Annotated in this window: 21 protein-coding genes; 9 read left to right on the top strand and 12 right to left on the bottom strand. The window is 69.8% G+C overall.

Annotated elements, in window-relative coordinates:
* Positions 1 to 62 precede the first annotated feature (62 nt).
* The 6 genes from JYK02_RS18310 to JYK02_RS18285 all read left to right on the top strand — a co-directional run bounded on the left by JYK02_RS18310 (position 63) and on the right by JYK02_RS18285 (position 6,400).
* Complete coding sequence (locus JYK02_RS18310) at positions 63 to 659, top strand: chalcone isomerase family protein (protein ID WP_242588792.1); 597 nt, start codon at positions 63 to 65, stop codon at positions 657 to 659.
* Between the two features lie 117 nt (positions 660 to 776).
* Positions 777 to 1,589, top strand: a complete 813-nt coding sequence (locus JYK02_RS18305) for an OmpA/MotB family protein (protein ID WP_207052734.1) — start codon at positions 777 to 779, stop codon at positions 1,587 to 1,589.
* Positions 1,590 to 1,619: 30 nt separating this feature from the next.
* A complete protein-coding gene (locus tag JYK02_RS18300) occupies positions 1,620 to 4,241 on the top strand; it encodes a TonB-dependent receptor domain-containing protein (protein WP_207052732.1) in 2,622 nt (873 codons plus the stop codon).
* 4 nt (positions 4,242 to 4,245) lie between these two features.
* A complete protein-coding gene (locus tag JYK02_RS18295; protein ID WP_207052730.1) occupies positions 4,246 to 5,139 on the top strand; it encodes a hypothetical protein in 894 nt (297 codons plus the stop codon).
* Between the two features lie 121 nt (positions 5,140 to 5,260).
* Complete coding sequence (locus tag JYK02_RS18290) at positions 5,261 to 5,869, top strand: hypothetical protein (RefSeq protein ID WP_207052728.1); 609 nt, start codon at positions 5,261 to 5,263, stop codon at positions 5,867 to 5,869.
* 15 nt (positions 5,870 to 5,884) lie between these two features.
* Positions 5,885 to 6,400, top strand: a complete 516-nt coding sequence (locus JYK02_RS18285) for a hypothetical protein (protein WP_207052726.1) — start codon at positions 5,885 to 5,887, stop codon at positions 6,398 to 6,400.
* 6 nt (positions 6,401 to 6,406) lie between these two features.
* On the opposite strand, the gene JYK02_RS18280 is transcribed toward JYK02_RS18285, so the two are convergent.
* Positions 6,407 to 7,663, bottom strand: a complete 1,257-nt coding sequence (locus tag JYK02_RS18280; protein ID WP_207052724.1) for an Hsp70 family protein — start codon at positions 7,661 to 7,663, stop codon at positions 6,407 to 6,409.
* 159 nt (positions 7,664 to 7,822) lie between these two features.
* Between JYK02_RS18280 and JYK02_RS18275 the strand changes: the two genes are divergently transcribed.
* Positions 7,823 to 8,689, top strand: a complete 867-nt coding sequence (locus JYK02_RS18275) for a hypothetical protein (protein ID WP_207052722.1) — start codon at positions 7,823 to 7,825, stop codon at positions 8,687 to 8,689.
* Between the two features lie 104 nt (positions 8,690 to 8,793).
* Here JYK02_RS18275 and JYK02_RS18270 read toward each other — a convergent pair whose 3' ends face one another.
* The gene (locus JYK02_RS18270; protein ID WP_207052718.1) at positions 8,794 to 9,684 is read right to left on the bottom strand and encodes an RNA polymerase factor sigma-32; all 891 of its coding nucleotides are present in this window, start codon (positions 9,682 to 9,684) and stop codon (positions 8,794 to 8,796) included.
* 336 nt (positions 9,685 to 10,020) lie between these two features.
* Between JYK02_RS18270 and JYK02_RS18265 the strand changes: the two genes are divergently transcribed.
* Positions 10,021 to 10,350, top strand: coding sequence for a hypothetical protein (locus JYK02_RS18265; protein WP_207052715.1), 330 nt, complete (start codon positions 10,021 to 10,023; stop codon positions 10,348 to 10,350).
* Here the strand turns inward: JYK02_RS18265 and JYK02_RS18260 are convergent.
* The 10 genes from JYK02_RS18260 to JYK02_RS18215 all read right to left on the bottom strand — a co-directional run bounded on the left by JYK02_RS18260 (position 10,347) and on the right by JYK02_RS18215 (position 20,822).
* A complete protein-coding gene (locus JYK02_RS18260; RefSeq protein WP_207052713.1) occupies positions 10,347 to 12,470 on the bottom strand; it encodes a DUF4114 domain-containing protein in 2,124 nt (707 codons plus the stop codon). The two genes, JYK02_RS18265 and JYK02_RS18260, sit on opposite strands and share 4 nt — an antisense overlap.
* Before the next feature lie 75 nt (positions 12,471 to 12,545).
* The gene (locus JYK02_RS18255; protein ID WP_207052711.1) at positions 12,546 to 13,433 is read right to left on the bottom strand and encodes a CHAD domain-containing protein; all 888 of its coding nucleotides are present in this window, start codon (positions 13,431 to 13,433) and stop codon (positions 12,546 to 12,548) included.
* A 6-nt stretch (positions 13,434 to 13,439) separates the two neighbouring features.
* Positions 13,440 to 13,979, bottom strand: coding sequence for an inorganic diphosphatase (locus JYK02_RS18250; RefSeq protein WP_207052709.1), 540 nt, complete (start codon positions 13,977 to 13,979; stop codon positions 13,440 to 13,442).
* An 87-nt stretch (positions 13,980 to 14,066) separates the two neighbouring features.
* Entirely contained in the window at positions 14,067 to 15,020 is a 954-nt protein-coding gene (locus JYK02_RS18245) for a hypothetical protein (protein WP_207052707.1), read from the bottom strand.
* Positions 15,021 to 15,069: 49 nt separating this feature from the next.
* Complete coding sequence (locus JYK02_RS18240; protein ID WP_242588791.1) at positions 15,070 to 15,570, bottom strand: hypothetical protein; 501 nt, start codon at positions 15,568 to 15,570, stop codon at positions 15,070 to 15,072.
* An 84-nt stretch (positions 15,571 to 15,654) separates the two neighbouring features.
* The gene (locus JYK02_RS18235) at positions 15,655 to 17,121 is read right to left on the bottom strand and encodes a protein adenylyltransferase SelO (protein WP_207052706.1); all 1,467 of its coding nucleotides are present in this window, start codon (positions 17,119 to 17,121) and stop codon (positions 15,655 to 15,657) included.
* An 18-nt stretch (positions 17,122 to 17,139) separates the two neighbouring features.
* Positions 17,140 to 17,763 carry a glutathione S-transferase family protein gene (locus JYK02_RS18230; RefSeq protein WP_207052704.1) on the bottom strand — a complete coding sequence of 208 codons (624 nt, stop codon included), beginning with the start codon at positions 17,761 to 17,763 and terminating at the stop codon, positions 17,140 to 17,142.
* Positions 17,760 to 18,632 carry an SDR family oxidoreductase gene (locus tag JYK02_RS18225; RefSeq protein WP_207052702.1) on the bottom strand — a complete coding sequence of 291 codons (873 nt, stop codon included), beginning with the start codon at positions 18,630 to 18,632 and terminating at the stop codon, positions 17,760 to 17,762. Before JYK02_RS18225 ends, JYK02_RS18230 begins: the two co-directional genes overlap by 4 nt.
* 101 nt (positions 18,633 to 18,733) lie before the next feature.
* Complete coding sequence (dps, locus tag JYK02_RS18220; protein ID WP_207052700.1) at positions 18,734 to 19,297, bottom strand: DNA starvation/stationary phase protection protein Dps; 564 nt, start codon at positions 19,295 to 19,297, stop codon at positions 18,734 to 18,736.
* 154 nt (positions 19,298 to 19,451) lie between these two features.
* Positions 19,452 to 20,822, bottom strand: a complete 1,371-nt coding sequence (locus JYK02_RS18215) for a flavin monoamine oxidase family protein (protein ID WP_207052698.1) — start codon at positions 20,820 to 20,822, stop codon at positions 19,452 to 19,454.
* Between the two features lie 79 nt (positions 20,823 to 20,901).
* On the opposite strand from JYK02_RS18215, the gene JYK02_RS18210 reads away from it, so the two are divergent.
* A complete protein-coding gene (locus JYK02_RS18210; protein WP_207052696.1) occupies positions 20,902 to 21,393 on the top strand; it encodes a DUF4442 domain-containing protein in 492 nt (163 codons plus the stop codon).
* Positions 21,394 to 21,403 lie beyond the last annotated feature (10 nt).

The raw sequence follows: 21,403 nt of genomic DNA, 5'->3' as shown, positions 1-21,403 counted from the left end.
CGTCCGTTGCCGTCCAATGGTGCACAAACCAATGATCGCGGCCGGTGGCGGTTTTCAGGAGCATGCGCACCGTAGCGATCACCGACTCAGGGGTGAAGGGGAAGGCGATGACGGGGACGGCGTGGAAAAAGGGGGCGCGAGGGTTCGCGCTGGGGATGCTCCTGCTCGTGGGCGCTGCCGCCCATGCGGGACAGGCGGGCGGGGTCAACATGCCGGATTCCCTCCAGGTGGAGGGGCGCACGCTGGCGCTCACCCACATGGAGCTGAAGAAGAAGCTCTTCTTCAATGTCTACGTCTGGAGCCTCTACATGGAAGAGGAGCCCTCCTGCTTCAAGGAGGCCGTGGCGTCCAACAGCCTGAAACGCCTGCACTTCCGCTTCCTGCGCACCATCACCAAGGACCAGCTCGTCGGCAGCTTCCGTGAAGGCCTGCGCCAGAACCCGGCCATGCGCGAGGACGCCCTCAGCCAGTCCCTGGAGAAGCTCCTGTCGTCCCTCCATGACGTCCGCAAGGGCGACGACCTCGTCCTCACCTACCTGCCCGGCTCCGGCCTCCACGTCTCCGGCGGCGCGTCCGGCGGCGTCCACATCCCGGGCAAGTCCTTCGCCGACGCCCTCTTCAGCTCCTGGCTGGACACCCACCCCATCTTCCCCAAGTAGGCTGCTCGTCCAGCGGGGAGGTTTGGCCTCAAATTGGATGCGCGTTTCTCCTAGCCGGTGGGCCTGAGAGCGGTACTCTCAGACCCACCACCATCCTTGTCAGGAGGAATCGCACCTATGCGGACACGTCTGGTTCTCGCTGCCCTCATCGCCCTCTCCACGGGCTGCGTCTCTCAGGGGAAGTTCAACGAGAAGGCCCTGGAGGCGGAAGGGCTGACGAAGAACCTCACGGATGAGAAGGCGGCCCGCACGGCGGCCGAGGCGAAGATCAAGGAGCTGGAGGAGAAGCAGGCCGCGCTGGAGCAGGAGAAGACCGCGCTGCAGACGCGCCTGGACGCCTCCGAGAACCGCCTCACCTCCGCCGCGGCCGAGCGCCGCGCGCTGGAGGAGAAGAACGCGCAGTTGGCCGCGCTCAACGACGAGCTGGGGCGCAACGCCAAGAAGCTGGCGCAGGCGAAGGAGGAGCTGGAGAAGAAGAGCTCCGAGTACGAGAACCTGGCCCAGTCGCTCAAGCAGGAGATCTCCGACGGCAAGATCGAGCTGTCGGAGATGAAGGGCCGCATGACGGTGCAGCTCAAGGACAAGATCCTCTTCGCGTCCGGCTCCGCGCGCGTGGGCAAGGAAGGGCAGGAGGCGCTGGTGAAGATCGCCGACGCGCTCAAGACGGTGCAGGGCCGCATCGTGCGCGTGGAAGGCCACACGGACGACGTGCCCACCGGCGGCGGACAGTTCCCCACCAACTGGGAGCTGAGCCTGGCGCGCGCGATGGCGGTGGTGCGCTCGCTCCAGGACTCGGGCGTGGACCCGACGATGCTGTCCGCGGCGGGCTACGGGCAGTACCAGCCGCTGGTCCCCAACGACACGCCGGAGCACAAGAGCCAGAACCGGCGCATCGAGATCGTGCTCGCTCCCAGCCTCGGAGGGCGCTAGGACGGTGCGCGGGAGACCCGCGCACCCGTCATGAGAACGCTCCTCTGCGTCGTCTGTGTATTGCTTGCGACCGGAGCCGTGGCACAGGCTCCGGACGCAGGAACCCTCGCTGGCGATGCCGGCGCTCCCACGGGCGTGCTGACGAAGCCGCCCGCGCTCCTGCGCCAGGTCGAAGCGGCCTACCCGCCGGACGCCGCCGCCCAGCAGCTCGAGGGCACGGTGGTGATGTTCATCGACATCTCGGAGACGGGCGCCGTCACGAACGTCGAAATCACCCAGCCCGCGGGCCACGGCTTCGACGAGGCCGCGGTGGAGGCGGTGAAGCAGTTCCAGTTCGAGCCCGCGGAGGTGGACCACGTCCCCGCGCCCGTTCGCATCCAGTACGCCTACCAGTTCGTCTTCCGCGCGCCGGAAGCGCCGCCGGAGGCCCCGTCCGCGGACGGCGGCGTGCAGGAGCCGCAGGGGCCGGTGAACTTCAGCGGCCAGGCGCTGGAGCGCGGCACGCGCAAGCCGCTGGTGGGCGCGGAGGTGGTGCTCACGGAGCTGGACCGCTCCGCCGTCACGGACAACGAAGGGCGCTTCAGCTTCCGGGGCGTCCCCGTGGGCACGCACCCCGTCGTCGTGGTGCTGGGCAACTACGACCGCTTCAAGACGCAGGAGACCATCGAAGAGGGCAAGCTCACGCAGGCCACGTACTACGTGCAGAAGCGCATCTTCAGCCAGTACGAGACGGTGGTCCGCAGCGACCGCGAGCGCAAGGAGGTCACGCGCACGACCATCACCGTGGCGGAGGTGCAGCGCGTTCCGGGCACGCAGGGTGACACGCTCAAGGTGGTGCAGAACCTGCCGGGCGTGGCGCGGCCCGCGTTCAACGGCGGCGCGCTGGTCATCCGCGGCACCAGCCCCCAGGAGTCCGGCGTCTTCCTGGACGGCCTGCGCATCCCCATCCTGTACCACTTCGGTGGCCTCACCTCCGTGTACAACTCGGAGCTGCTGGAGGCGGTGGACTACCTGCCCGGCAACTTCTCCGCGTACTACGGCGACATCACCGGCGGCGTCATCAACGTGCGCAGCCGCGAGCCCCGCACGGACCGGCTCCACGCCACGGTGGGCATCAACCTCATTGAATCCAACGCGGTGATTGAAGGCCCCATCACGGACACGCTGAGCTTCGCCATCGGCGGCCGGCGCTCGTACATCGACCTGGTGCTCAAGGCGGTGCCGTTCGACGACGACAGCCTCCAGGTGGCGCCGCGCTACTACGACGCGCAGGCGAAGCTGGTGTGGAAGCCCAACAGCCGCAACACCTTCTCGTTGCAGGGCCTGACGTCGCGCGACCGGCTGGCGCTGCTGTTGGACCAGCCGGCGGAGGGCGACCCGTCCGTCAACGGCAACCTGGACGTGACGACGGGCTTCAACCAGCTGCGCCTGCGGCACCAGTTCCGCGAGGGCAAGCTGACGCTCGACACGCAGGGGCTCATCGGCAACACGATCCTGGACTTCCAGATTGGCGAGCGCGGGCTGCGCATCGCGTCCACGGACCTGTTCCTGCGGCCCACGATTGAGTACGCCTTCAACGACAGCGTGACGGTGGCGGGCGGCCTGGACGTGGTGACGAACCTGGCGGATGTGAGGGCCAGCATCCAGCAGCCGCCGCGCGAGGGCGAGCCGCCGTCGCCGCTGGTGGCGGAGGACCTCATCAACATCGACGGGAAGTTCACCCAGTACTACCCGTCCGCCTGGGCGGAGGTGCGGTGGCGGCCCATCCAGGACCTGCTGGTGGTGCCGGGCGTGCGCACGGAGAGCTACGTCTTCACGGATCAGCAGGAGGTGAAGCGCACGGTGAACCCGCGGCTCGCGGTGCGCTACGCGCTCACGGAGACGCTGACCTTGAAGGGCGGCGCGGGCGTGTACCACAGCCCTCCGGTGCAGGATGAGCCGTCGCCGGGGTTCGGCAACCCGGACCTGGGGGCGAAGCGGTCGCTGCAGTACAGCGTGGGCGCGGAGTGGCAGGCGCGGCCGGAGTGGTTCGTGGGGTCGGAGGTCTTCTACAACGACCTGGACGACCTCATCGTGCGCTCGGACGCGCGCGTGGTGCGCAACGGCGAGTCGGTGCCGGAGAACCTGAAGAACGGCGGCGTGGGGCGCATCTACGGCTTTGAATTGCTGGTGCGCCGCGCGCTGACGGACCGGCTGTTCGGCTGGATTTCGTACACGCTCAGCCGCAGCGAGCGCCGGGACGCGCCGGGGGCGCGCTGGCGCCTGTTCGACAACGACCAGACGCACGTGCTGACGGCCATCGCCAGCTACAAGCTGCCGAAGGGCTGGGAGGTGGGCGCGCGGTTCCGCTACGCGTCGGGCAACCCGACGACGCCGGTGCGGGGGGCGAAGCGCGACGACACGTCGGACGTGTTCATCCCGTACTACGGGCTGGTCAATTCGCAGCGGCTGCCGTCGTTCAACCAGTTGGACATCCGCGTGGACAAGAACTTCGTCTTCGACACGTGGAACCTGGACGTCTACCTGGACCTGACGAACGCCTACAACAACCAGTCGGTTGAAGGCGTGGCCTACAACTACAACTATTCCGAGCGTGAGTTCTTCAAGGGCCTGCCCATCCTGCCCGTGCTCGGCCTGAAGGGAGCCTTCTGACGCCATGCGCACTCCCGTCCTCGTGTGTGTCATTGCCTTCTTGGGGTTGAGCGCGTGCGGTGGCGCCGACTTCGACGCCCAGAGTGAGATTCGCAGCGTGCGGGTGCTGGCCATCAAGGCGGAGCCGCCGGAGCTGGCGTTGGATCCGAACGCCTCCACGCTGCCGCCGCCGGTGACGTTCAGCGCGCTGGCGGTGACGCCGGACGCAAGGCCGGTGACGGTGACGTACGCGCTGTGCCGGCCGGACGTGAACCCCTACGGGGACACGGCGTGTCCGGGGGACAGCGGGGTGGCGCTGCAGGACGGCGTGCTGTCGCTGAGCGACCCGGCGGTGCAGGCGCTGCTCATCGAGTCCTTCCAGAAGGCCACGGGCAACACGGGCGGCGGGAACGGCGGCACGTTCGACTTCAACGACCCGGCGGTGCAGGAGGCGCTGCGGGTGGGGCTGCCGCTGTTCGTGGGCTACGAGGCGACGGACGGCAGCGGGACGCCGGGGGGCGTGGAGCGGGGCGTGCGGCGCATCACGCTGCGTTCGACGGACGCGCCGAACCAGAACCCGGTGATGCAGGACGTGCTGTGGAACGACGCGCCGCTGGCGGGGCCGCTGCCGCTGGACACGGAGGTGACGTTCACGCCGGTGCTGGGGGAGGGCAGCGAGGAGTCCTACGCGACGGAGGACGGGACGCGGACGGAGCAGGTCTTCTACAGCTGGTTCGCGACAGGCGAGGGCGAGGTGGGTTCGTTCCGTTCGCTGGAGCCGGTGGACGGCAAGCCCGGAGACCCGACGACGAAGTACACGACGGCCAGGACCCCCGAGCGAATCACCTTCTGGGTGGTGGCCCGCGACGGCCGAGGCGGCACGGACTGGACGACGCGCACGGTGGACGTGGGGCCCTGAGGAACCGGGCCTTCATGGGGGCGTTGTGGGGCGCCTTGTTTCTGGGAGGGTGTGCTTCGCCGCCGCCCCCGGCGTCGTGCGCTTCGACCCCTCGGGAATGCCGGCCAGGCTGGAAGGCCCGATGCCAGGGACGCCGCTGTTCGAGAGTGCCTGGGATGCGCTCCTGGCGGTCTGCCCCCTCATCCTGTCCCAACGCAACGCCACGGCGGGGAACGCGGCGGCAGCGAACTTCGACGTGCGTTGGCGCATGTCGAAGGAGTGTTGCGCCTGGCTGTATTACGTCCCGGATGACCGGTATGCGTTGAGCAAGCTGGTGGAGAGCTCCGATGCCACCCGGAGCCAGTTCGAGCAGGGCTGCCGTGCCCCCGCGTTCGTCGAGGACTCGCGATATCCACCCAACAGCCTCAAGTACCTCTACTTCCTCCACGACCACCCCGCGACGCCCACCCATCTCTCGGAGCGCGACCTCGCCGCGTTGGCGAAGATGGTGCGGATCCATGGGGGATACGTCGAAACGAAGGCAGGACGGCTTCCTATTGGAATCGTCGCCTTCTTCTCCGAGGGAACCTCAGGGAACTCCGCGGGCTGCGACGGCTTCTACGAGTACACCTACGGAAGCACGGAAGTGGTGCGATGGACGCCCGATGCAGAAGGCCATTGGCGCCGGACGCGGGCAGGCTCGGTCACCTGGGACAGCGAGACGGAGTTCCGGTTCGTCCCGACACGCTAGGCAGGAGCACCGCGGATGCCACGACTGACAGGCGCGATGCGTTGCGGAGGGCTGACCCTGGTGGGCGGCGCGCTGTTGCTGATGGGGTGCCTGCGCGGGCAGGGAACCCGGCCTCCTGACTGGGAGGGAGACCGGAGCATCGCGTTCCCATCGTTCTACGCGCAGTCCGCGGTGCAGGTGGGCGCTGACGGAAAGACCTATGAACTGGACGGCCGGTTGATTCATGCCGTCCAGGTCGCAATGGCGGACTTCTTTCCTCCCCGGTCCAAGGACACGCCGTGCTGGGGAACGCCGGAGGCTTATCGCTACCGGGTCATCCTTCAGGGAGCTCTCTTCTTCATCCTGATCCACGAGGCCCCGGGCGCGTGTGGCGACGCCTTCATCGGCGTGGACACCGGCGCGCGCTACGCGGTCAGCCTGGACGGCCGAATCCTGCGGCGCAGCGTGGGGGCGGAACCGGAAGCCTTGCTGGTGCCTCCGGAACTGGATGCAGGCGTGGAGGGGCTCCCACCGGATGGCGGAGCCCCGTAGCCGACTTCACCCCGTCAGCCACGCGGACGCGCGGCCCAGGCCCTCCGCCACGGAGGTGAAGGCGTCCGCCGTGCGCACGCGCTCCTCTCCGAAGCGCTTCACGTACAGCTCCCGCACCGCCGGAATCTGCGACGAACCTCCCGTCAGGAAGACCGCGTCAATGTCCCTGGCCTCCGGGTGCTTCGCCAACAGCCCTTCCGTGCACTGCGACAGTTCATCCAGCAACGTGCGGCTCGCTGTCTCGAACTCCCCGCGCGTCATCGGCTCGTGCAGGTGGATGCGCGCCTCGTCGAAGTCGATGGTCGCCTGGTCCTCGCTCGACAGCTTCACCTTCGCCGCTTCAATCGACCGGAACAGCCGGTAGCCCAGGTTGTCCATCACCAGGTCGTAGAGCGCTTGAATCTCCGCCGGGTGGTCGCTCGTGTCGAGCATCACCTCCAGCAGCTCCTGCGTGGACTTCTCCCGGATGAAGGACATCTCGTGCCAGTTGAGCAGCTTCGCCAGCACGTGCTGCGGAATGGGCAGCCGCTTGTGGCTGAAACCCTTCACCTTGTACGTGGACCCCGCACCGAAGCGCGGCAACAGCTTGTGCCGCATGATCTCCGCGTCGAAGCGGTCACCACCGATGCGCACACCCGTGGACCCCACCACGTCCGGCCGCCGGTCCAGGTTCCCCCGCCGCGACGGCCCCAGCCGCATCAGCGTCAGGTCCGTCGTGCCGGCGCCGAAGTCCGCCACCAGCACCAGCTCGTCCTTCTGCAGCCGCGCCTCGTACGCGAGCGCCGCCGCGATGGGTTCAATCAGGAACTGCACGTGCGTGAAGCCCGCCAGCTCCGCCGCCTTGCGCAGCCGCTTCTCCGCCAGTGCGTCCGCTTCTGGATCCGGCGTGAAGACCGCGGGCCGGCCCAGCACCACCGCGTCCGGCGCCTCGCCCAGGTGGGCGCCGGCCGCCTCGCGCACGCGGCGCAGGAGGATGGCCACCAGGTCCTCGATGGTGAACGTGCGCCCCTTCACCTGCGTGGCCCGGAAGGACGAGCTGTGCAGGAAGGACTTCACGGACTGGATGAACCGGCCGTTGTTGTCCTCCAGGTAGCGCTGGATGGCGTCCGCGCCCGTGAAGACCTCGCGCTCGTCCTCCGCGAAGAAGAGCACGGAGCGGAACAGCCGGGGCTCCGGGGTGTGGGGCTGCAGCGGCAACACCGTGCCGTCCGGCAGGGCCAGGGCGGTATTGCTGGTTCCGAAGTCGAGTCCGCAGGCGCGCATGGGGGGGCGCCCCTTATCGCCATTCCTCCGGACGCGGTAGCCCCAAAGTGAGCGCCTGCCGCAGGGCGGGCGGACGAGCGGGGGCTCGCGGCGGCACGGCTTGGCGCTCCACGGGCCACCGCCATCTTTCTCCTGTCATCCCTTTGACAGGAGAACCCCATGAAATCGCGCGCAGCATGGCTGGGTGCCGGAGTCGCCGCACTGCTGGTGGGTACCACCGCCTGCCAGGACCAGGACCGCTCCCGCCAGGACAAGGCGGACAACAGCCCTGAACACCAGGTGGAGCAGGCCCAGGCCCAGTCGGAGAAGGCCTTCGACGACGCGCGCGACGCGCAGAAGCAGGCCTCCAGCGAGCAGCGCGAGGCCGCCCGCGCCCAGGAGGACGTGCAGCGCAAGCAGCAGGAGCTGCAGGAGGCCCAGGCCAAGGCCCAGAAGGAGGCCCAGGAGGCCCAGTCCAGCCAGCAGCAGGCGCAGTCCCGCACCCAGCAGGCCCAGTCCGTGGCCCAGCAGGCCCAGGCCAGCGCGCTGGAGGCCCAGCGCCGGGCGCAGCAGAACTTCGCCTCCCAGCAGCAGCAGGCCTCCAACGAGAACGCCGCCGCGAACCAGCAGCTCGCCCAGGAGAGCGCCCAGCAGCAGCAGGCCGCGAACCAGAACGCCGCCACGCAGCAGGCCGCCATCGCCCGGAACACGCAGCAGGCCGCCCCCGCGCAGAACACGCAGGCCGTGCAGCAGGAGCAGCAGATCTCCGGTGACGTGCTGAGCGCGAGCGCCCAGGAGGTGCTGGTGAGCCAGGCCGGCGAGCCGCAGCTGCGCCTGAAGGTGGGCCCCAGCACGCAGGTGCAGGTGGACGGCCGGGCCGCGAGCGCGGCGGACATCCAGGAGGGCGCGCAGGTCCGGGCCTCGTACCGCACGGACGCGAGCAGCGGCGAGCCGCAGGCCTTGCGCATCGACGCCACGTCCCGCGCGCAGCCGGCCACGCCCGCCGCGCCGGAGAGCGGCGAGTCCTCGCCCGGCGTGCCCCGGTAAGACAGACGCCGGACATGCCACGGCCCCGTGCCTTCGCGCTTCCCAACGCGAGGGTCCGGGGCCGTGAAGTGTCGCAGCCGTGAAGGCGCTTTTTCCGTCCTTCGTTACGCGGCCAGCTCGGCCTGGTCCAGACCGGCCTCGGCCATCAGGTTCGCCAGCTCCGCCTTCAGCTTGTCCTTGGCGCGGATCTCCAGCTGACGGGCGCGCTCACGGGAGAAGCCGAAGTGCTCGCCCAGCTCGCTCAGGGTCATCTCGGAGTCGCTCATCACGCGCTGCTCGATGATGAAGCGCTCGCGGGGGTCCAGGCGCATCAGCGCGCGCTGCACCAGCGTGCGGGTGAGGCCCGCCTGCTGCCGGTCCGCGACCTCGTCCGCGTGAGAGGCCGACTCAGACTCCACGAAGTCCAGGTGCGTGGCGTCGCCGTCCTCGCCCACCGGCGCGTCCAGGGACAGGTCCCGGCCGCCCATGCGCTGCTCCATCTCACGCACTTCCGCGGGCTTCACGTTCAGCTTCTTGGCGATTTCGTCCGCGTTGACGATGTGGCCACCCTCGCCGGCGCCCAGCTTCTCCAGCTCGCGGCGCGTGCGGGCCAGGCTGAAGAACAGGCGGCGCTGCGCCTGCGTCGTGCCCAGCTTCACCAGGCTCCAGTTGCGGAGCACGTAGTTCTGGATGTACGCGCGGATCCACCACACCGCGTAGGAGATGAGGCGGATGCCCTTCTCCGGGTCGAACTTCTGGACCGCCTTCATCAGGCCGATGTTCGCCTCCTGGATGAGGTCGGACATCTTCAGGCCGTAGGAGCGGTACTCGTAGGCGACCTTCACCACGAAGCGCAGGTTGCTCGTCACCAGGCGGTGACCCGCGGACAGGTCGCCGGCGCGGAAGGCGCGGGACAGCGACTGCTCGTCCTGCGGGTTCAGCAGCGGGTACTGGTTGATCTCCGAGAGGTACGTGGAGAGCGAGTCAGCGGAAGAGAAGGAGTTGGAAGCCTGCATGGGGGTCTCTCTCGGGGAAGAGGGCGGTGTGTGTGACCGCCGTTTGCTGCGACGGGGAGACCTTTAGCAACGCACGGGCCAATGCCAGCCGACGGGCAACCTCAATGATTTCAGGGCGTTGCGCGAAAAGGCTTCAATGCTTAGGGCGGAACCCGGCAGTTTTTACAGCGCGGGGTTCCGACACTTCTTCCGGGTGCCCTGAAGGGAGGGTTGCCTGCCCTCCGACCCGGGCACAGGGCGGATCACATCCAGCAGGGATGTAGGCACGGCCCGGCCCCCACACCAGGGGACCGGGGAAGCAGGTGTCCGCTCATGACGCATGGCAGGCTGCCCTCCATGCGTACGACCCACATGCCCCGCCTCCTGGCGCTGTCCCTGGTGGTTCCGCTCTCGGCCTGTCTGACGACGGCGAGCCCGACACAGCTTCCGCTGCCCAAGGAGCGGGCCCAGGAGTGTGGCCAGCTCTGCGAGCAGATCGGCATGAAGCTGAGCGCGGTGGTCATCATCATGAACTCCTCCGGCTGCGTGTGTGAGCCGAAGCCGGAGGCGGGAACGAACGCGGCGGTGTCGGGCACCGCCGCGGCGTCAGGCGCCGTCATCCAGGCCGCGGCGAACGCGGCGCAGCGGTCGAACAACGCGTCGAGGAGCAGCCCCTCACGCCGTTAGGGCGTGACGGGCTCGGAGAGGTAGCCCACGTCCACGGAGCGGATCTCCGGCAGGCAGGTGGGGTTCGTCCCCTGCGCCACGAGGGCCCTCCAGCAGAGCTGCTGGCCCGGCGTGCCGGAGACGTCCACGGTGGTGCTGGCCGGGCCCGCGGGCAGCATCATCGGGTGCCAGGTGGGCGTGGGGTTGGGGAAGCAGCCGTCCCCCATGCACACGGTGCAGTCGGTGGCCAGCTCGTAGCGGATGGCGGCCGTGGCGTCACACTCCAGTCCCATCGCGTCGGACTTGGTGAAGGCCACCTGGGTCATCCGGCAGCGCGCGTCGTACTGGTTGAGCACGTGCGAGCGCACGCTGCCCCCCGTCACGCCGCGCAGGAGGAAGACGACGTCGTTGAAGTCGCGGTCGGCGCCGCCGGGAAGGTCCTCGAAGCCCATCAGCCAATGGCCGGGGTTCGTGGGGGGCGTGGTCATCAACAGGTGCGGCATGCTGCCGTTGCCCGGCGTGGTGACGCTGGCGGCGGTCATGGGCAGGGAGACGTTGCCGTACGCGGGCTGCCGCAGGCGCATGAGCGCATCCGGGTCCAGCCACCCGCACAGCCGCTGCGAGGAGGTGGCCACGGTGCAGGCCGTCGGGGAGCCCTGGGGATAGGCCGGGTTGCACTGGTCGTCGTAGGCGCAGCCGATGTTGCGCTGCGCGGTGGGCACCGTGCCCACGGGGTCCTGGTCCAGGTTCCACTTCGACTTGGAGAAGAAGACGTGGATGGGCGCCTTCAGGTGCAGCGTGCACTGGCCGTCGGGCGCCTTGCGCAGGCACGGGAAGACGGTGCCGTTGTCCAGGTCGTGGATGGACTGGTACTGGGTCACCAGGAAGAAGACGAGCTCCCTGTTGGCCGGAACGGTGCCCAGCTCCACGGTGCGGTCATTGGGCGTGATGCCCGGATCCGGGTTGACGGTGCGCATGAGGCCGTTGGCGTCGTACCGGGAGACGTCGTAGTCGGGGATGCCGTCCGTGAAGTCGCCGGTGTCCGGGACCACGCCCAGTTGGTTGAAGGTCGTCCGGTCGTCGTCGTCGTCCGCCAGGAGGAACACCAGGTGCCCCAGGCCGCGCTGGTTGTTCAGCGCGTGGGCGGGCTCCAGCAGGTTGGGGATGCGCGGATAGAGGCCCAGGTCCGACCAGGCCGAGGTGCTGGGCGCGGTGGTCTCCGTGGGCGAGTTGCCGACGACGTCCACGGCGATGGGCGGGTGCGAGCCGGGCCGGGCGTCCGGGAGGGTCTGCCGGACGAAGGCGGACGCGCAGGAGGCGTTGAGCGCCAGCTCGGGCTGGCTGTAGGTGATGCCCTGTGAAGTGAAGGGGCGGGCCGGACAGCGGCGGGCCGTCCCGATGTACGGGCGGGCCTGCGCACCGGTGGTGGGGGCCAGGTTGTAGAGGTCCTCGTGCAGGTCCGCGATGCCGTTGCCATTGGTATCCAGTAGCGTGTCAGTCATGGGGTTCACGTACCCGCGCGTCACGAGGTCGTCGTAGTACACGTAGCCCAGCGAGTGGCTGGCGCCCGCGGACTCGTGGACGAACGTGACGCTCAGGTTCCGGTCGTCGGGGAACAGGATGCGCTCGCCGTTCAGCTGTCCCAGGTACGGGTTGAGGCGCAGCGTGCGCTCATCCGTGACCACCATGTTGGTGAGCCCGGCGAAGCCCGAGGGCGTGAAGTCCGGCTGGTAGTCGAAGTCCAGGGACTGCGTGAAGCCGAAGTCGAACAGCGCCTGCGTGGACAGGCCGTAGGCGTTGGTCACGGAGCCCGTCACCTGGGGCGTGCCGTTCGTCAGGCACTGCGGCGCGGTCCACGCCAGGGTGCTGGAGCTTGCATCCGACACCGGCGTGCCGGGCATGCCCGTGGTGGCGCCCCAGGAGAACGTGAGCGGGCTGCCCTGCGGATCCGTGGCCTGGAGCTGGAGCCATGCCGTCTCACCCGGGTGGACGGTGGCCGTGGACTGCGTGGCGTGGGTGAGCTGGGGCGGAAGGTAGACCGCCGTGGGCGTCACCTGCGCGTGGGCGGAAGGGGGCAGGGCAATGGCAGACAAGACGCCCCCGGCCATGAAGGCCAGGCGGCGGACGCGATGGAGGTGCAAGGACAGACTCCTGGGGATGGGACGGCCCAGGGTCTACCAGAATGGCCTGACAGCGGAGGAGCGCCTCGGAGTGCGTCAGGTCAATGCCTTGCGCAGCCGCTTGGGAATGGCCTCCGCATGCCAGCGCTGCACCTCGCGGGCGATCTCCGCGGACCGCTCCGCGCGCTCGTCGCGGGCCTGGGGCAGCAGCTTGCGCGCGGCCTTGCGCTGGCCGGGCGGAGCTTCCGCGGCGGCGCGCTCGAAGAGCTCCAGGCGCACGTCCGCGTCGTGCAGCTCGCCCAGGCCGTCCTGGAGCGGCACCAGGACCTCCAGCAGCGCGCCCACGGTGCGGCGGAAGGCGGGCTGGAAGATCTCCAGCTCGTAGCGCAGCTTCTTCAGGTCCTTGCGCAGGGCGTGCGCGGACGTGGCGTCGGGCGCGTCCGCGTAGCGCTCCAGGCGCTTCTCCACGCGGCGCAGGCGCTGGCGCAGGTGGCCCCGCACGCGCTTGCCGGCGAAGCGGTGCGCGTCCTCCAGCGTGTCCAGCTTCTTCAGGAGGCGCGGCACGGTGCGGTCCGTCCAGCGCTCCAATTCCTTGCGCAGCGTCTTCTCCTTGTCCTTCAGGCCGGACAGGTGGGACTCGCGCAGGCCCGCCAGCGCCTTGCCCGTGTCCTTCTTGCCCTTCGCGGCGGTGTCCAGCCACTTGTCCTGGACGTGCAGGTCGCGCACGTCGCCCAGCGCGTCCTGGAGGCGCTTCACGTCCGCCTCCAGCTTGGAGAGCTTGCCGGTGGCCTGGAACACCTGGAGCGCGGCGCGCAGGCGGCGGGTGGCCACGCGCATGTCGTGCACGCCGTCCTCGTCCAGCTCTCCGTCCAGCTGGCTCTCCGGGTGACGCACGTCCGCGAGCCGGCCGGCGAGGATGCGGCGGGCGGCGTCGCCCAGCGCGGTGTCGGGGCCCAGGCCCCGGATGGGAGTGGGAGGCGGCATCGCGTGTCAGTCCTCCTTGAGGGCGTATTGCTGGACCATGCGCTCCGCGGCGTCCGGGCCCTCCCAGCCGAGGATGCGCGCGTCCTTGTCCGCGAAGTGCACCACCGCGAGGAAGAAGTGCTCCAGCTCCTCGCGCTCGCGCCGGGACAGGTCCTGGTAGGAATTGAGGTGGTCCGAACGCAGGGTGTTGACCGGCACGAGCAGCAGCCGGTCATTGCGCTCGCGCTCGCCGTTCTTCGCCCCCTTCTGCTTCTGGTCCACCATCAGCACGCCCAGCGCCCGGCAGGGCAGCACCACGCCGGGCCAGGTGGGCACGTCCCAGTACACCAGCGCGTCCAGCGGGTCCCCGTCCGGCCCCTTCGTGCTGGGGATGAAGCCCCAGTCGAACGGGTAGCGGAAGCCGCGCGTCAGCGGCCGGGACAGCGTGAAGGCCTGGAGCTTCGGGTCGTATTTCAGCTTCACCGTCGAACCGCGGGGCGATTCGACGACGACGTGCAACGCATCCTGTTCGCCGCGCAGGGGCAGGCGGGTGAAGTCGGTGGCCATTGACCCTCAGGCTGGGGTCGCCCTTCCGTCCCCGGCAAGTGCCCTCGTGACAGGGCTTTCACTCGCCAACCTTGGCCCGCGCTTCTGTCAGGGCTGGGAGCCCAGGACGTACAGCGCGACGGTCAGGATCGTGCCCAGCCCGGTGAGGATGAGGCTGGCAATGGCCTTGCGCTGGTCGGCCCGGGATCCGCCCTCGCGCCGGGCCTTCACCAGGTTCACGACGTTGAGCACCAGTGACACGGGCTGGAGGATGACGCAGAAGGGGATGAGCGACACGAGCGCCAACTGCAGGCCCACGTTCGGTGCCGTGAAGACAGAGGCCGGGGGCTTCTCGATGGAGCGGATCCGCAGCTCCCAGCAGCCCGGGCACATCGGCATCGCCTCCCGGCGGCTGCGGCGCTCACACCGCGGGCACATGAACGTGCCGCAGCGGAGACACGCATGGTTCGCGACGATGCCTTCGTGCCTCGCGCAGACGGCTCGAGCCGGAGCGTCGTTCACGTCCAGGCCCGCCGCTTCATCCCCTGCCGGGGCGCGCAGCCCGGTCAGGAAGTGGCTCGTGATGGCATGCGCGGCGAGGCCGTTGGGGATGGCGAGCGAGAGGGTGTCCTTGTCGATGCGCCGCACCTGGGGCCCCCGGTTGCGCAGGAGGAACACCCAGGCGAGCACGGGGAGGGCCACGCTCGACGCCATCGCGACCAGGCCCTGCCACTCCGGCGCGTCGGACGCCAGCAGGGAGAACGACAGGATGAGCAGCGCGATCGCGACCACCACCGACACGCCCATGAGGACCTGTCCACGCCTCCACCGGCTCCAGGCCTCCTCCGTGAAGGGCAGGGTGCCCTTCACCCGCTTCGTCATCACGGACGCGACGATGATGGCGATGAGCAGGTTGAGGATCGCGAGAATGCCAATCCAGCGCGGATACCAGGAGAAATGCACCGGCTTGAAGACCACGCCCTGCCGCTCACCCGTGACGATGCAGATGGGTGGCAGGTCGAACTCGTTCAGCTCCCCGGCAGGGATGTCGATGGAATGCATCGCGGGGATTTGTAATCCACCGCGTGCAACGCATTCCAGTCACCGGCCGCTAATGCAGGGGCCGGCCCAGGGGCAGCTCCGGCTGACGGCGCGCCATCAGCTTGCGCGTGGCGCGGGCGGCGGCCAGACCTCCCAACGTGTACCAGGCCACGGTGAGCAGCGACGTGGACGGACGGGCCTGTGAAGGCGCCCGGCCCAGCCCCAGCTTCGGGGGCAGCACCACCGCGCCCAGGCCGGCGAGCAGGCCCAGCATCGCGCCGCGCAGGTACGGGCGCTTGGGGCGTCCCAGCGCCACCAGTGAGAAGTAGAGGCCGTTGGACAGGATGTCTCCCACCAACGTCTGGCGGTGCAGCTCGCGCCCCTTCGCGGGCACGCCGCCGAAGAAGCGGATGCCCTTCTCCAGGGAGCGCATGCCCAGCACGTCCATGCGCGGCGGGTGCTTCAACACGCGCCGGGCGCTCTCGTGCACCAGCGTCAGCGCGGCGGCGCCGTAGAGGCCGGGACCCAGGGCTCGGAACACGATGCGGGGCGGAGCGGGAGGTTCGATCATGCCCTCCAAGCTAGGCACCGCGTGGCGGGGATTCCCTCCCAGGTCAGCCCGCCCGCCTGCCCGGCAGGCCGTTGTGCCCTTGCGTCAGGAGCTGCAGCTCACCACGAGGTGCCGTCCCCACGTTGGCGGGGCCTCCGCGTAGGACTCCTGGCCGGGGTGTTCGTCGAACGGCGCGGACACCAGCGCGAGCACGCGGTCCACCTCCGCGAAGTCCCCCTCCTGCGCGCGGGCGATGGCCTGCTGCGCCACCCAGTTGCGCAGGACGTACTTGGGATTCACGCGGTCCATGCGCGCCTGGCGTTCGCCGTCCACGCTGCCTTCCGACCCCAGCCGCTCGCGGTAGCGCACGGCCCAGGTGTCGAAGCCCTCGGGCGGCAGGAAATGGTCGCGGAGCGCGTCGTTGCGCGCGCCCTCGCTGGAGTCGAACCGGTTCAGCGCGCGGAAGAAGCGCGTGTAGTCCACGTGCGAGCCGGCCATCAGCCCGAACAGGTCCTGCACCAGCTCGCGGTCCTCGTCGCGCGCGTCCATCAGGCCCAGCTTCTCCCGCATGCGCGCGAGGAAGTGACGGGCGAACGTGGGCTGGAAGAGGGTCAGCGTGGCGCGCGCCTCGTCCTCGCTGATGAGCGTGAGCAGCGCCTCCCCCAGGCAGGCCAGGTTCCACAGCGCGACGCGCGGCTGCTGGTCGAACGCGTAGCGGCCCTGCGGGTCGGAGTGGTTGCAGATGAAGCCGGGGTCGAAGTCGTCCAGGAACCCATAGGGCCCGTAGTCCAGCGTGAGCCCCAGGATGGACATGTTGTCGGTGTTCATCACGCCGTGCGCGAAGCCCACCGCCTGCCACCTCGCGACGAGCTGCGCGGTGCGCTCCACCACCTCCGCGAAGAAGCGCGCGTGGCGGCCCTCCTGGCCCACCCACTCCGGGAAGTGCCCCGCGATGACGTGGTCCGCGAGCGTGGCCACGTGGCCCGGCTGCTCGGTGTGGTGGAAGTACTCGAAGGTGCCGAAGCGCACGTGGGACGGGGCCAGGCGCACCAGCATGGCGCCGGTCTCCACGTCCTCGCGGTACACCGGCCGCTGGCTGCCCAGGATGCACAGGGCGCGGGTGGTGGGGATGCCCAGCGCGTGCAGGGCCTCGCTGGCCAGGTACTCGCGCACCGTGGAGCGCAGCACGGCGCGTCCGTCACCGCCGCGCGAGAAGGGCGTGGGCCCTCCGCCCTTCAGGTGCAGGTCCCACTTCTGGCCGTCCGGGGCGCGGACCTCGCCCAGGAGCAGCGCGCGGCCGTCTCCCAGGCGCGGCACGTACACGCCGAACTGGTGCCCCGCGTAGACCATGGCCAGCGGCTCCATGCCGGGCAGCGGCGTGGCCCCGCCGAACACGCGCGCGAACTCCGGGCGCGCGGCCTCTTCCGCGTCCAACCCCAGCAGCCGCAGGGCCGCCGGGCTCACGCTCACGACGTGCGCGTCCGGGAAGGGCGCGGGCGCCACCCGGGCGGCGAACCCGGGGGGCAGGCGGGCGTAGGTGTTGTCGAAGACGAGCTGTTCGAGCGAGGCCATGGTCTGGAGGAACAACGGTCAGGGGATGTGCATGCCCCGCTGGACCGCGGGGCGGCTGCCCACGCGGTGCAGGTACTGGGTGATGTTGGGCGTGCTGATGAAGAGCTCCGGGAAGAAGTCCCGCGAGGTCTTCAGCCACGGGTACGTGGCGATGTCCGCGATGGAGTACGTGGTGGCCAGGTAGTCCCGCGACGACAGTTGCTGCTCCACCACGCCCAGGAGGCGCTTCGCCTCCGTCTGGAAGCGGTCGATGGCGTAGGGGACCTTCGTGGAGGCGAAGCGGCCGAAGTGGTTGAGCTGCCCGAGCATGGGCCCCAGGCCGCCCATCTGGAACATCAGCCACTGCGTCACCTCCGCCTTGCCGCGCGGGTCGGTGGGCATCAGCGAGCCCGTCTTCTCCGCCAGGTACAACAGGATGGCGCCGGACTCGAAGAGGGCCAGGGGACGGCCTCCCGGCGCGTCGTGGTCCACGATGGCGGGAATCTTGTTGTTGGGGTTGATGGCCAGGAACTCGGGCTTGAACTGCTCCCCCTGGGTGATGTCCACCGAGTGCGTCTTGTACGGGATGCCCAGCTCCTCCAGGGCGATGGAGATCTTGCGGCCGTTGGGGGTCTTGAACGTGTACAGGTCGATGTCGATCATGCCTTCACTCCCGTGAGTTGTTCGCTCACCTGCCAGAGCCGCTCCGCGAGCGTGTCATCCCGGGCGGCGGACGACGGCTTCGCCTTGCGGCATTTGATGAAGTACTCGCCGCTGACGCCCGCCACCTCCGGCGACGACGCCAGGTAGATGGACGTCCTCGCGCCCTTCTCCGGAGAGAGCATGAAGGGCGAGGCCACCTTGATGAGGTGCTTGAAGATGCCCTGGCTGTTGTGCCCGAAGCCCGTGGCCACCGCGCCGGGGTGCAGCGCGTTCGCGGTCACCTGCGTGCCGGCCAGCCGCTTCGTCAGCCCGCGCGAGAAGAGGATGTTGGAGAGCTTGGCGTTGCCGTAGACGCGGATGCCTTCATAGCGGCGGTTCGCCGTCTGCGGATCATCCAGGAAGTCCGCGCGCGCCAGGCGGTGCCCTTCGGAGGACACGTTGATGATGCGCGCGGGGCCGCTGGCCACCAGCAGGTCGCGCAGCAGGTGCGTGAGGAGGAAGTGGGACAGGTGGTTCGTGGCGAACGTGGCTTCGTAGCCGTCCACCGTCACCTGGCGCCGGTCGATGATGAGGCCCGCGTTGTTGAGGAGCACGTCCAGCCGCGAGTGACGGGCCTTGAACGCCTGGGCCAGGTCGCGCACGGACTGGAGCGAGGACAGGTCCGCGAGCAGCGACTCCACCTGCGCGCCGGGGGCGGCCTCCCGCACCGCGGCGACCGTGGCCGCCGTGCGGGCCGCGTCCCTGCCGGACAGCACCAGCGTGGCGCCGCGCTTCGCCAGCGCCTTCGCCGTCTCCTGGCCAATGCCACCGGTGGCCCCGGTGATGAGGCACACCTTGCCGTCCAGACGGTCTGCGGGAAGCTCTGCCATGGAACGCGTCCTCCTGGAGTCCGGGGACGCGTTCTATACGCTCCGCCCCTTCCCGGCGCAGGAGAACCTGTCCGGGGAGGGGGAGCGTGAGCTGGCTTACGTCAGGTGGTGACCTGGCTGATGTCCTCGGCGGGGCGGCCGCGGCGGTTGCCGCCCTTGGTGGGCATCACCATTCCCGCGCGAGCGTCGCCGTTGAGGTGGCTCTCCAGGAACCAGAGGTCCTCCTCGGTCTCGCCCAGGGTCTGGGTGAGGAGGTCCGCGGTGACCGGGTCATTCACGTCGTCGGACTTGGTGATGCCGTCGCGGAGGCTGGCGGCGTAGCGGCCCACGCGCTCCACGAGCGCGCGGATGTGGGCCTCGCCGTCCACGGCCTGCAGGTCGTATTCCGGCAGCTCGCTGTTGTTGGTGGCCAGGCGGATGGTGCCCTGGGCGTAGCCGCCCAGCGCGCCCGCGCGCTCGGCGTAGGAGTCCGCGTGCTTGCGCGCATGCTTGGCCACTTCGTCGAAGAGCAGGTGGCGGCTGTAGAAGTGCGTGCCCCGGATGTTCCAGTGCGCCTGCTTCACCTGCCAGTGCAGATCGATGGCGTTGGCGAGCAGCGTGTTGAGCATGTCGATGAGCCCTTCGCGCGCATCCTGGGGAAGGTTCACGTGGCTGGTCGAGTACATGGTCCGGATCCCTCGTGGTGGTTTGCGCGCGGCAGGCCGTCGGCATGACGTCTCGGCGCTTCCCACAGGGTGGGGATGGCCCGGGCCCTTGGCCACGGCGCGGCGTACGACGCCTGGCTGCACGGCTGGCTTGCAGGACAGGCGGACAGGCAGCTCAACCCAGGTGCGGAGCGGTCAGCCGGGCGGCGACCTCAGTTGCGGCGCGCTCGCCGGACTCCACCGCGCCGTCCAGGTAGCCGCAGCCCTCGATGGCCGTCTCGGTGCCCGCCCAGTGCACGCGGCCGAACGGTGCCCGGAGCGCGTCACCAATGGCGGTGAGGGTGCCGGGGCGGGGCAGGCCCACGTAGCAGCCGGTGCTGAACGCCTCCTGCTTCCAGTCCAGCGCCGCGATGGCCACGGGCGTGAGGGCCTGGGGGCCGAAGAAGCGCGCGAAGTCCGCCAGCGCCACGCGGTGGAGATCCTCCGCGGGCCGGCCCGTCCACGCGCGCGCGGTGTCGCCCAGGAGGAAGCCCACGAGGGCGGGGTGGTGGCCGCCGGGGCCGCAGTCGTCGAAGCACAGGCGCACCGGGCCCACGTCGCTGACGGCCTCGCCGGACAGGCCCGCTTCGCGCCAGAAGGGCGTGGCGTAGGTCGCCACGACCTTGATGACGCTGCCCATGGGGATGTCCGCGTGCGCGCGGCGGCGGCCCGAGGGGAGGTCCGCGCCAAAGTCGATGCGCTCCGCGAGCGCGGGCGGCGTGGCCACCACCGCGTAGCGCGCGCGGAAGGTGCGGCCGTCCTCCGTGGTGGCGGTGACGCCGCGAGCATCCTGGATCAAGGCCTTCACGGGCGCGGAGAGCACGACGCGCTCCGGGGGAAGTCCTTCCGCCAGCCGCCGTGAGAGGGATTGCGCGCCGTCCACGAAGCGCTCCGCCTGGGCACCGCCTTCGATTTCGGTGAGCGGCATGAGGCCGCCGTTGGAGTGCACGTAGGAGAGGAAGTGCAGGAAGGACAGCTCGGAGGGCTCCGCCGCGAACACCGCGCGCGTGGCGATGTCCAGCGCGGCGCGAGCGCCCCAGGTGGGCACGTGGCGCTGCTTCCATTCCTCCACGGTGAGGGCGTCCCACTCGGCGGCCTTCGGCGCGGCGGCGGGCTGTTCGCGGGGGACGCGCTTCGCCAGGCCATCCAGCTTCCAGACGATGCGCTGCAAGTCCAGCAGCGACAGCAGGGGCAGGGAGGGCACCTTGCCCTGGTACGTGCGGCGCTCGCCGCGCACCTCCAGCACCTTGGTGCCCTGGTGGTGCTGGGGGAAGCGCTGGAGGCCCAGGCTGTCCGCGAGCCTCAGCACGTGGCGCTGCCGGGGGCCCACCCACTGGCCGCCCAGGTCCACGAGGCCGCCACCCACGTCGCGCGTGAGGGTGCGGCCGCCCACGCGGTCGCGCGCCTCCAGCACGGCGACGGTGGCGCCGGTGCGAGCGATGTCCCGGGCCGCGGTGAGTCCCGCGAGGCCCGCGCCGATGACGACCACGTCCACGCTTGCGTCCATAGGGCCGCGGACTCTACGCCGGAAGCGCCGGGTGGATAGGATGCGCGCGGGACGTCAGACGGGAAGGGTGGAGGACCGGATGTTCGCGTTGGAGCTGGTGGAGAAGGTGCGGCAGGTGTCGCCGGGCGTGGCGAATGCGCTGACGACGCTCGCGGTGAAGAACATCGTCCCGCTGGCTTCGGCCATGGGCTACCGCATCGACGAGGTGACGGACTCGCGCGTGAAGGCGACGGTGCCGCTGGACCGCAAGACGAAGAACCACGTGGGCAGCGTGTACCTGGGCGCCCAGGTGACGGTGATGGAGCTGACGATGGGCGTGATGCTCTTCCGCCGCTTCCCGCCCAGCCAATACAAGATGCTGGTCAACCGCATGGAGGTCGCCTTCCACGCCAAGGCGAAGACGGCGGTGAGCGCGGTGTGCGAGCCCCCGGAGGAACTGCTCCAGAAGCTCGCGTCGGAGCTGCGCGCGACGGGAGACAAGGCGGAGGCGTGGATTCCGGTGCGCCTCCTGGGCACCGACGGCCAGTGCGTCGCGGAGTCACGCTTCCTGGCCGTCTTCAAGCGCGGGTAGCGACCGCGCC

Origin of the sequence: Corallococcus macrosporus, from assembly GCF_017302985.1 — a bacterium.
GTDB lineage: Bacteria > Myxococcota > Myxococcia > Myxococcales > Myxococcaceae > Corallococcus > Corallococcus macrosporus_A.
The sequence above is the reverse complement of the archived record's forward strand: the minus strand, read 5'-3'. Positions and strand labels throughout refer to the sequence as shown.

What these genes read in the sequence shown, in the direction of transcription:
- JYK02_RS18210 (WP_207052696.1), top strand. Translation starts at nt 20,902, where the DNA reads ATGTTCGCGTTGGAGCTGGTGGAGAAGGTGCGGCAGGTGTCGCCGGGC.
- JYK02_RS18290 (WP_207052728.1), top strand. Translation starts at nt 5,261, where the DNA reads ATGCCAGGGACGCCGCTGTTCGAGAGTGCCTGGGATGCGCTCCTGGCG.
- JYK02_RS18265 (WP_207052715.1), top strand. Translation starts at nt 10,021, where the DNA reads ATGCGTACGACCCACATGCCCCGCCTCCTGGCGCTGTCCCTGGTGGTT.
- dps (WP_207052700.1), bottom strand. Translation starts at nt 19,297, where the DNA reads ATGTACTCGACCAGCCACGTGAACCTTCCCCAGGATGCGCGCGAAGGG.
- JYK02_RS18230 (WP_207052704.1), bottom strand. Translation starts at nt 17,763, where the DNA reads ATGATCGACATCGACCTGTACACGTTCAAGACCCCCAACGGCCGCAAG.
- JYK02_RS18310 (WP_242588792.1), top strand. Translation starts at nt 63, where the DNA reads ATGCGCACCGTAGCGATCACCGACTCAGGGGTGAAGGGGAAGGCGATG.
- JYK02_RS18280 (WP_207052724.1), bottom strand. Translation starts at nt 7,663, where the DNA reads ATGCGCGCCTGCGGACTCGACTTCGGAACCAGCAATACCGCCCTGGCC.
- JYK02_RS18275 (WP_207052722.1), top strand. Translation starts at nt 7,823, where the DNA reads ATGAAATCGCGCGCAGCATGGCTGGGTGCCGGAGTCGCCGCACTGCTG.
- JYK02_RS18225 (WP_207052702.1), bottom strand. Translation starts at nt 18,632, where the DNA reads ATGGCAGAGCTTCCCGCAGACCGTCTGGACGGCAAGGTGTGCCTCATC.
- JYK02_RS18245 (WP_207052707.1), bottom strand. Translation starts at nt 15,020, where the DNA reads ATGCATTCCATCGACATCCCTGCCGGGGAGCTGAACGAGTTCGACCTG.
- JYK02_RS18240 (WP_242588791.1), bottom strand. Translation starts at nt 15,570, where the DNA reads ATGATCGAACCTCCCGCTCCGCCCCGCATCGTGTTCCGAGCCCTGGGT.
- JYK02_RS18250 (WP_207052709.1), bottom strand. Translation starts at nt 13,979, where the DNA reads ATGGCCACCGACTTCACCCGCCTGCCCCTGCGCGGCGAACAGGATGCG.
- JYK02_RS18215 (WP_207052698.1), bottom strand. Translation starts at nt 20,822, where the DNA reads ATGGACGCAAGCGTGGACGTGGTCGTCATCGGCGCGGGCCTCGCGGGA.
- JYK02_RS18285 (WP_207052726.1), top strand. Translation starts at nt 5,885, where the DNA reads ATGCCACGACTGACAGGCGCGATGCGTTGCGGAGGGCTGACCCTGGTG.
- JYK02_RS18300 (WP_207052732.1), top strand. Translation starts at nt 1,620, where the DNA reads ATGAGAACGCTCCTCTGCGTCGTCTGTGTATTGCTTGCGACCGGAGCC.
- JYK02_RS18295 (WP_207052730.1), top strand. Translation starts at nt 4,246, where the DNA reads ATGCGCACTCCCGTCCTCGTGTGTGTCATTGCCTTCTTGGGGTTGAGC.
- JYK02_RS18305 (WP_207052734.1), top strand. Translation starts at nt 777, where the DNA reads ATGCGGACACGTCTGGTTCTCGCTGCCCTCATCGCCCTCTCCACGGGC.
- JYK02_RS18235 (WP_207052706.1), bottom strand. Translation starts at nt 17,121, where the DNA reads ATGGCCTCGCTCGAACAGCTCGTCTTCGACAACACCTACGCCCGCCTG.
- JYK02_RS18255 (WP_207052711.1), bottom strand. Translation starts at nt 13,433, where the DNA reads ATGCCGCCTCCCACTCCCATCCGGGGCCTGGGCCCCGACACCGCGCTG.
- JYK02_RS18270 (WP_207052718.1), bottom strand. Translation starts at nt 9,684, where the DNA reads ATGCAGGCTTCCAACTCCTTCTCTTCCGCTGACTCGCTCTCCACGTAC.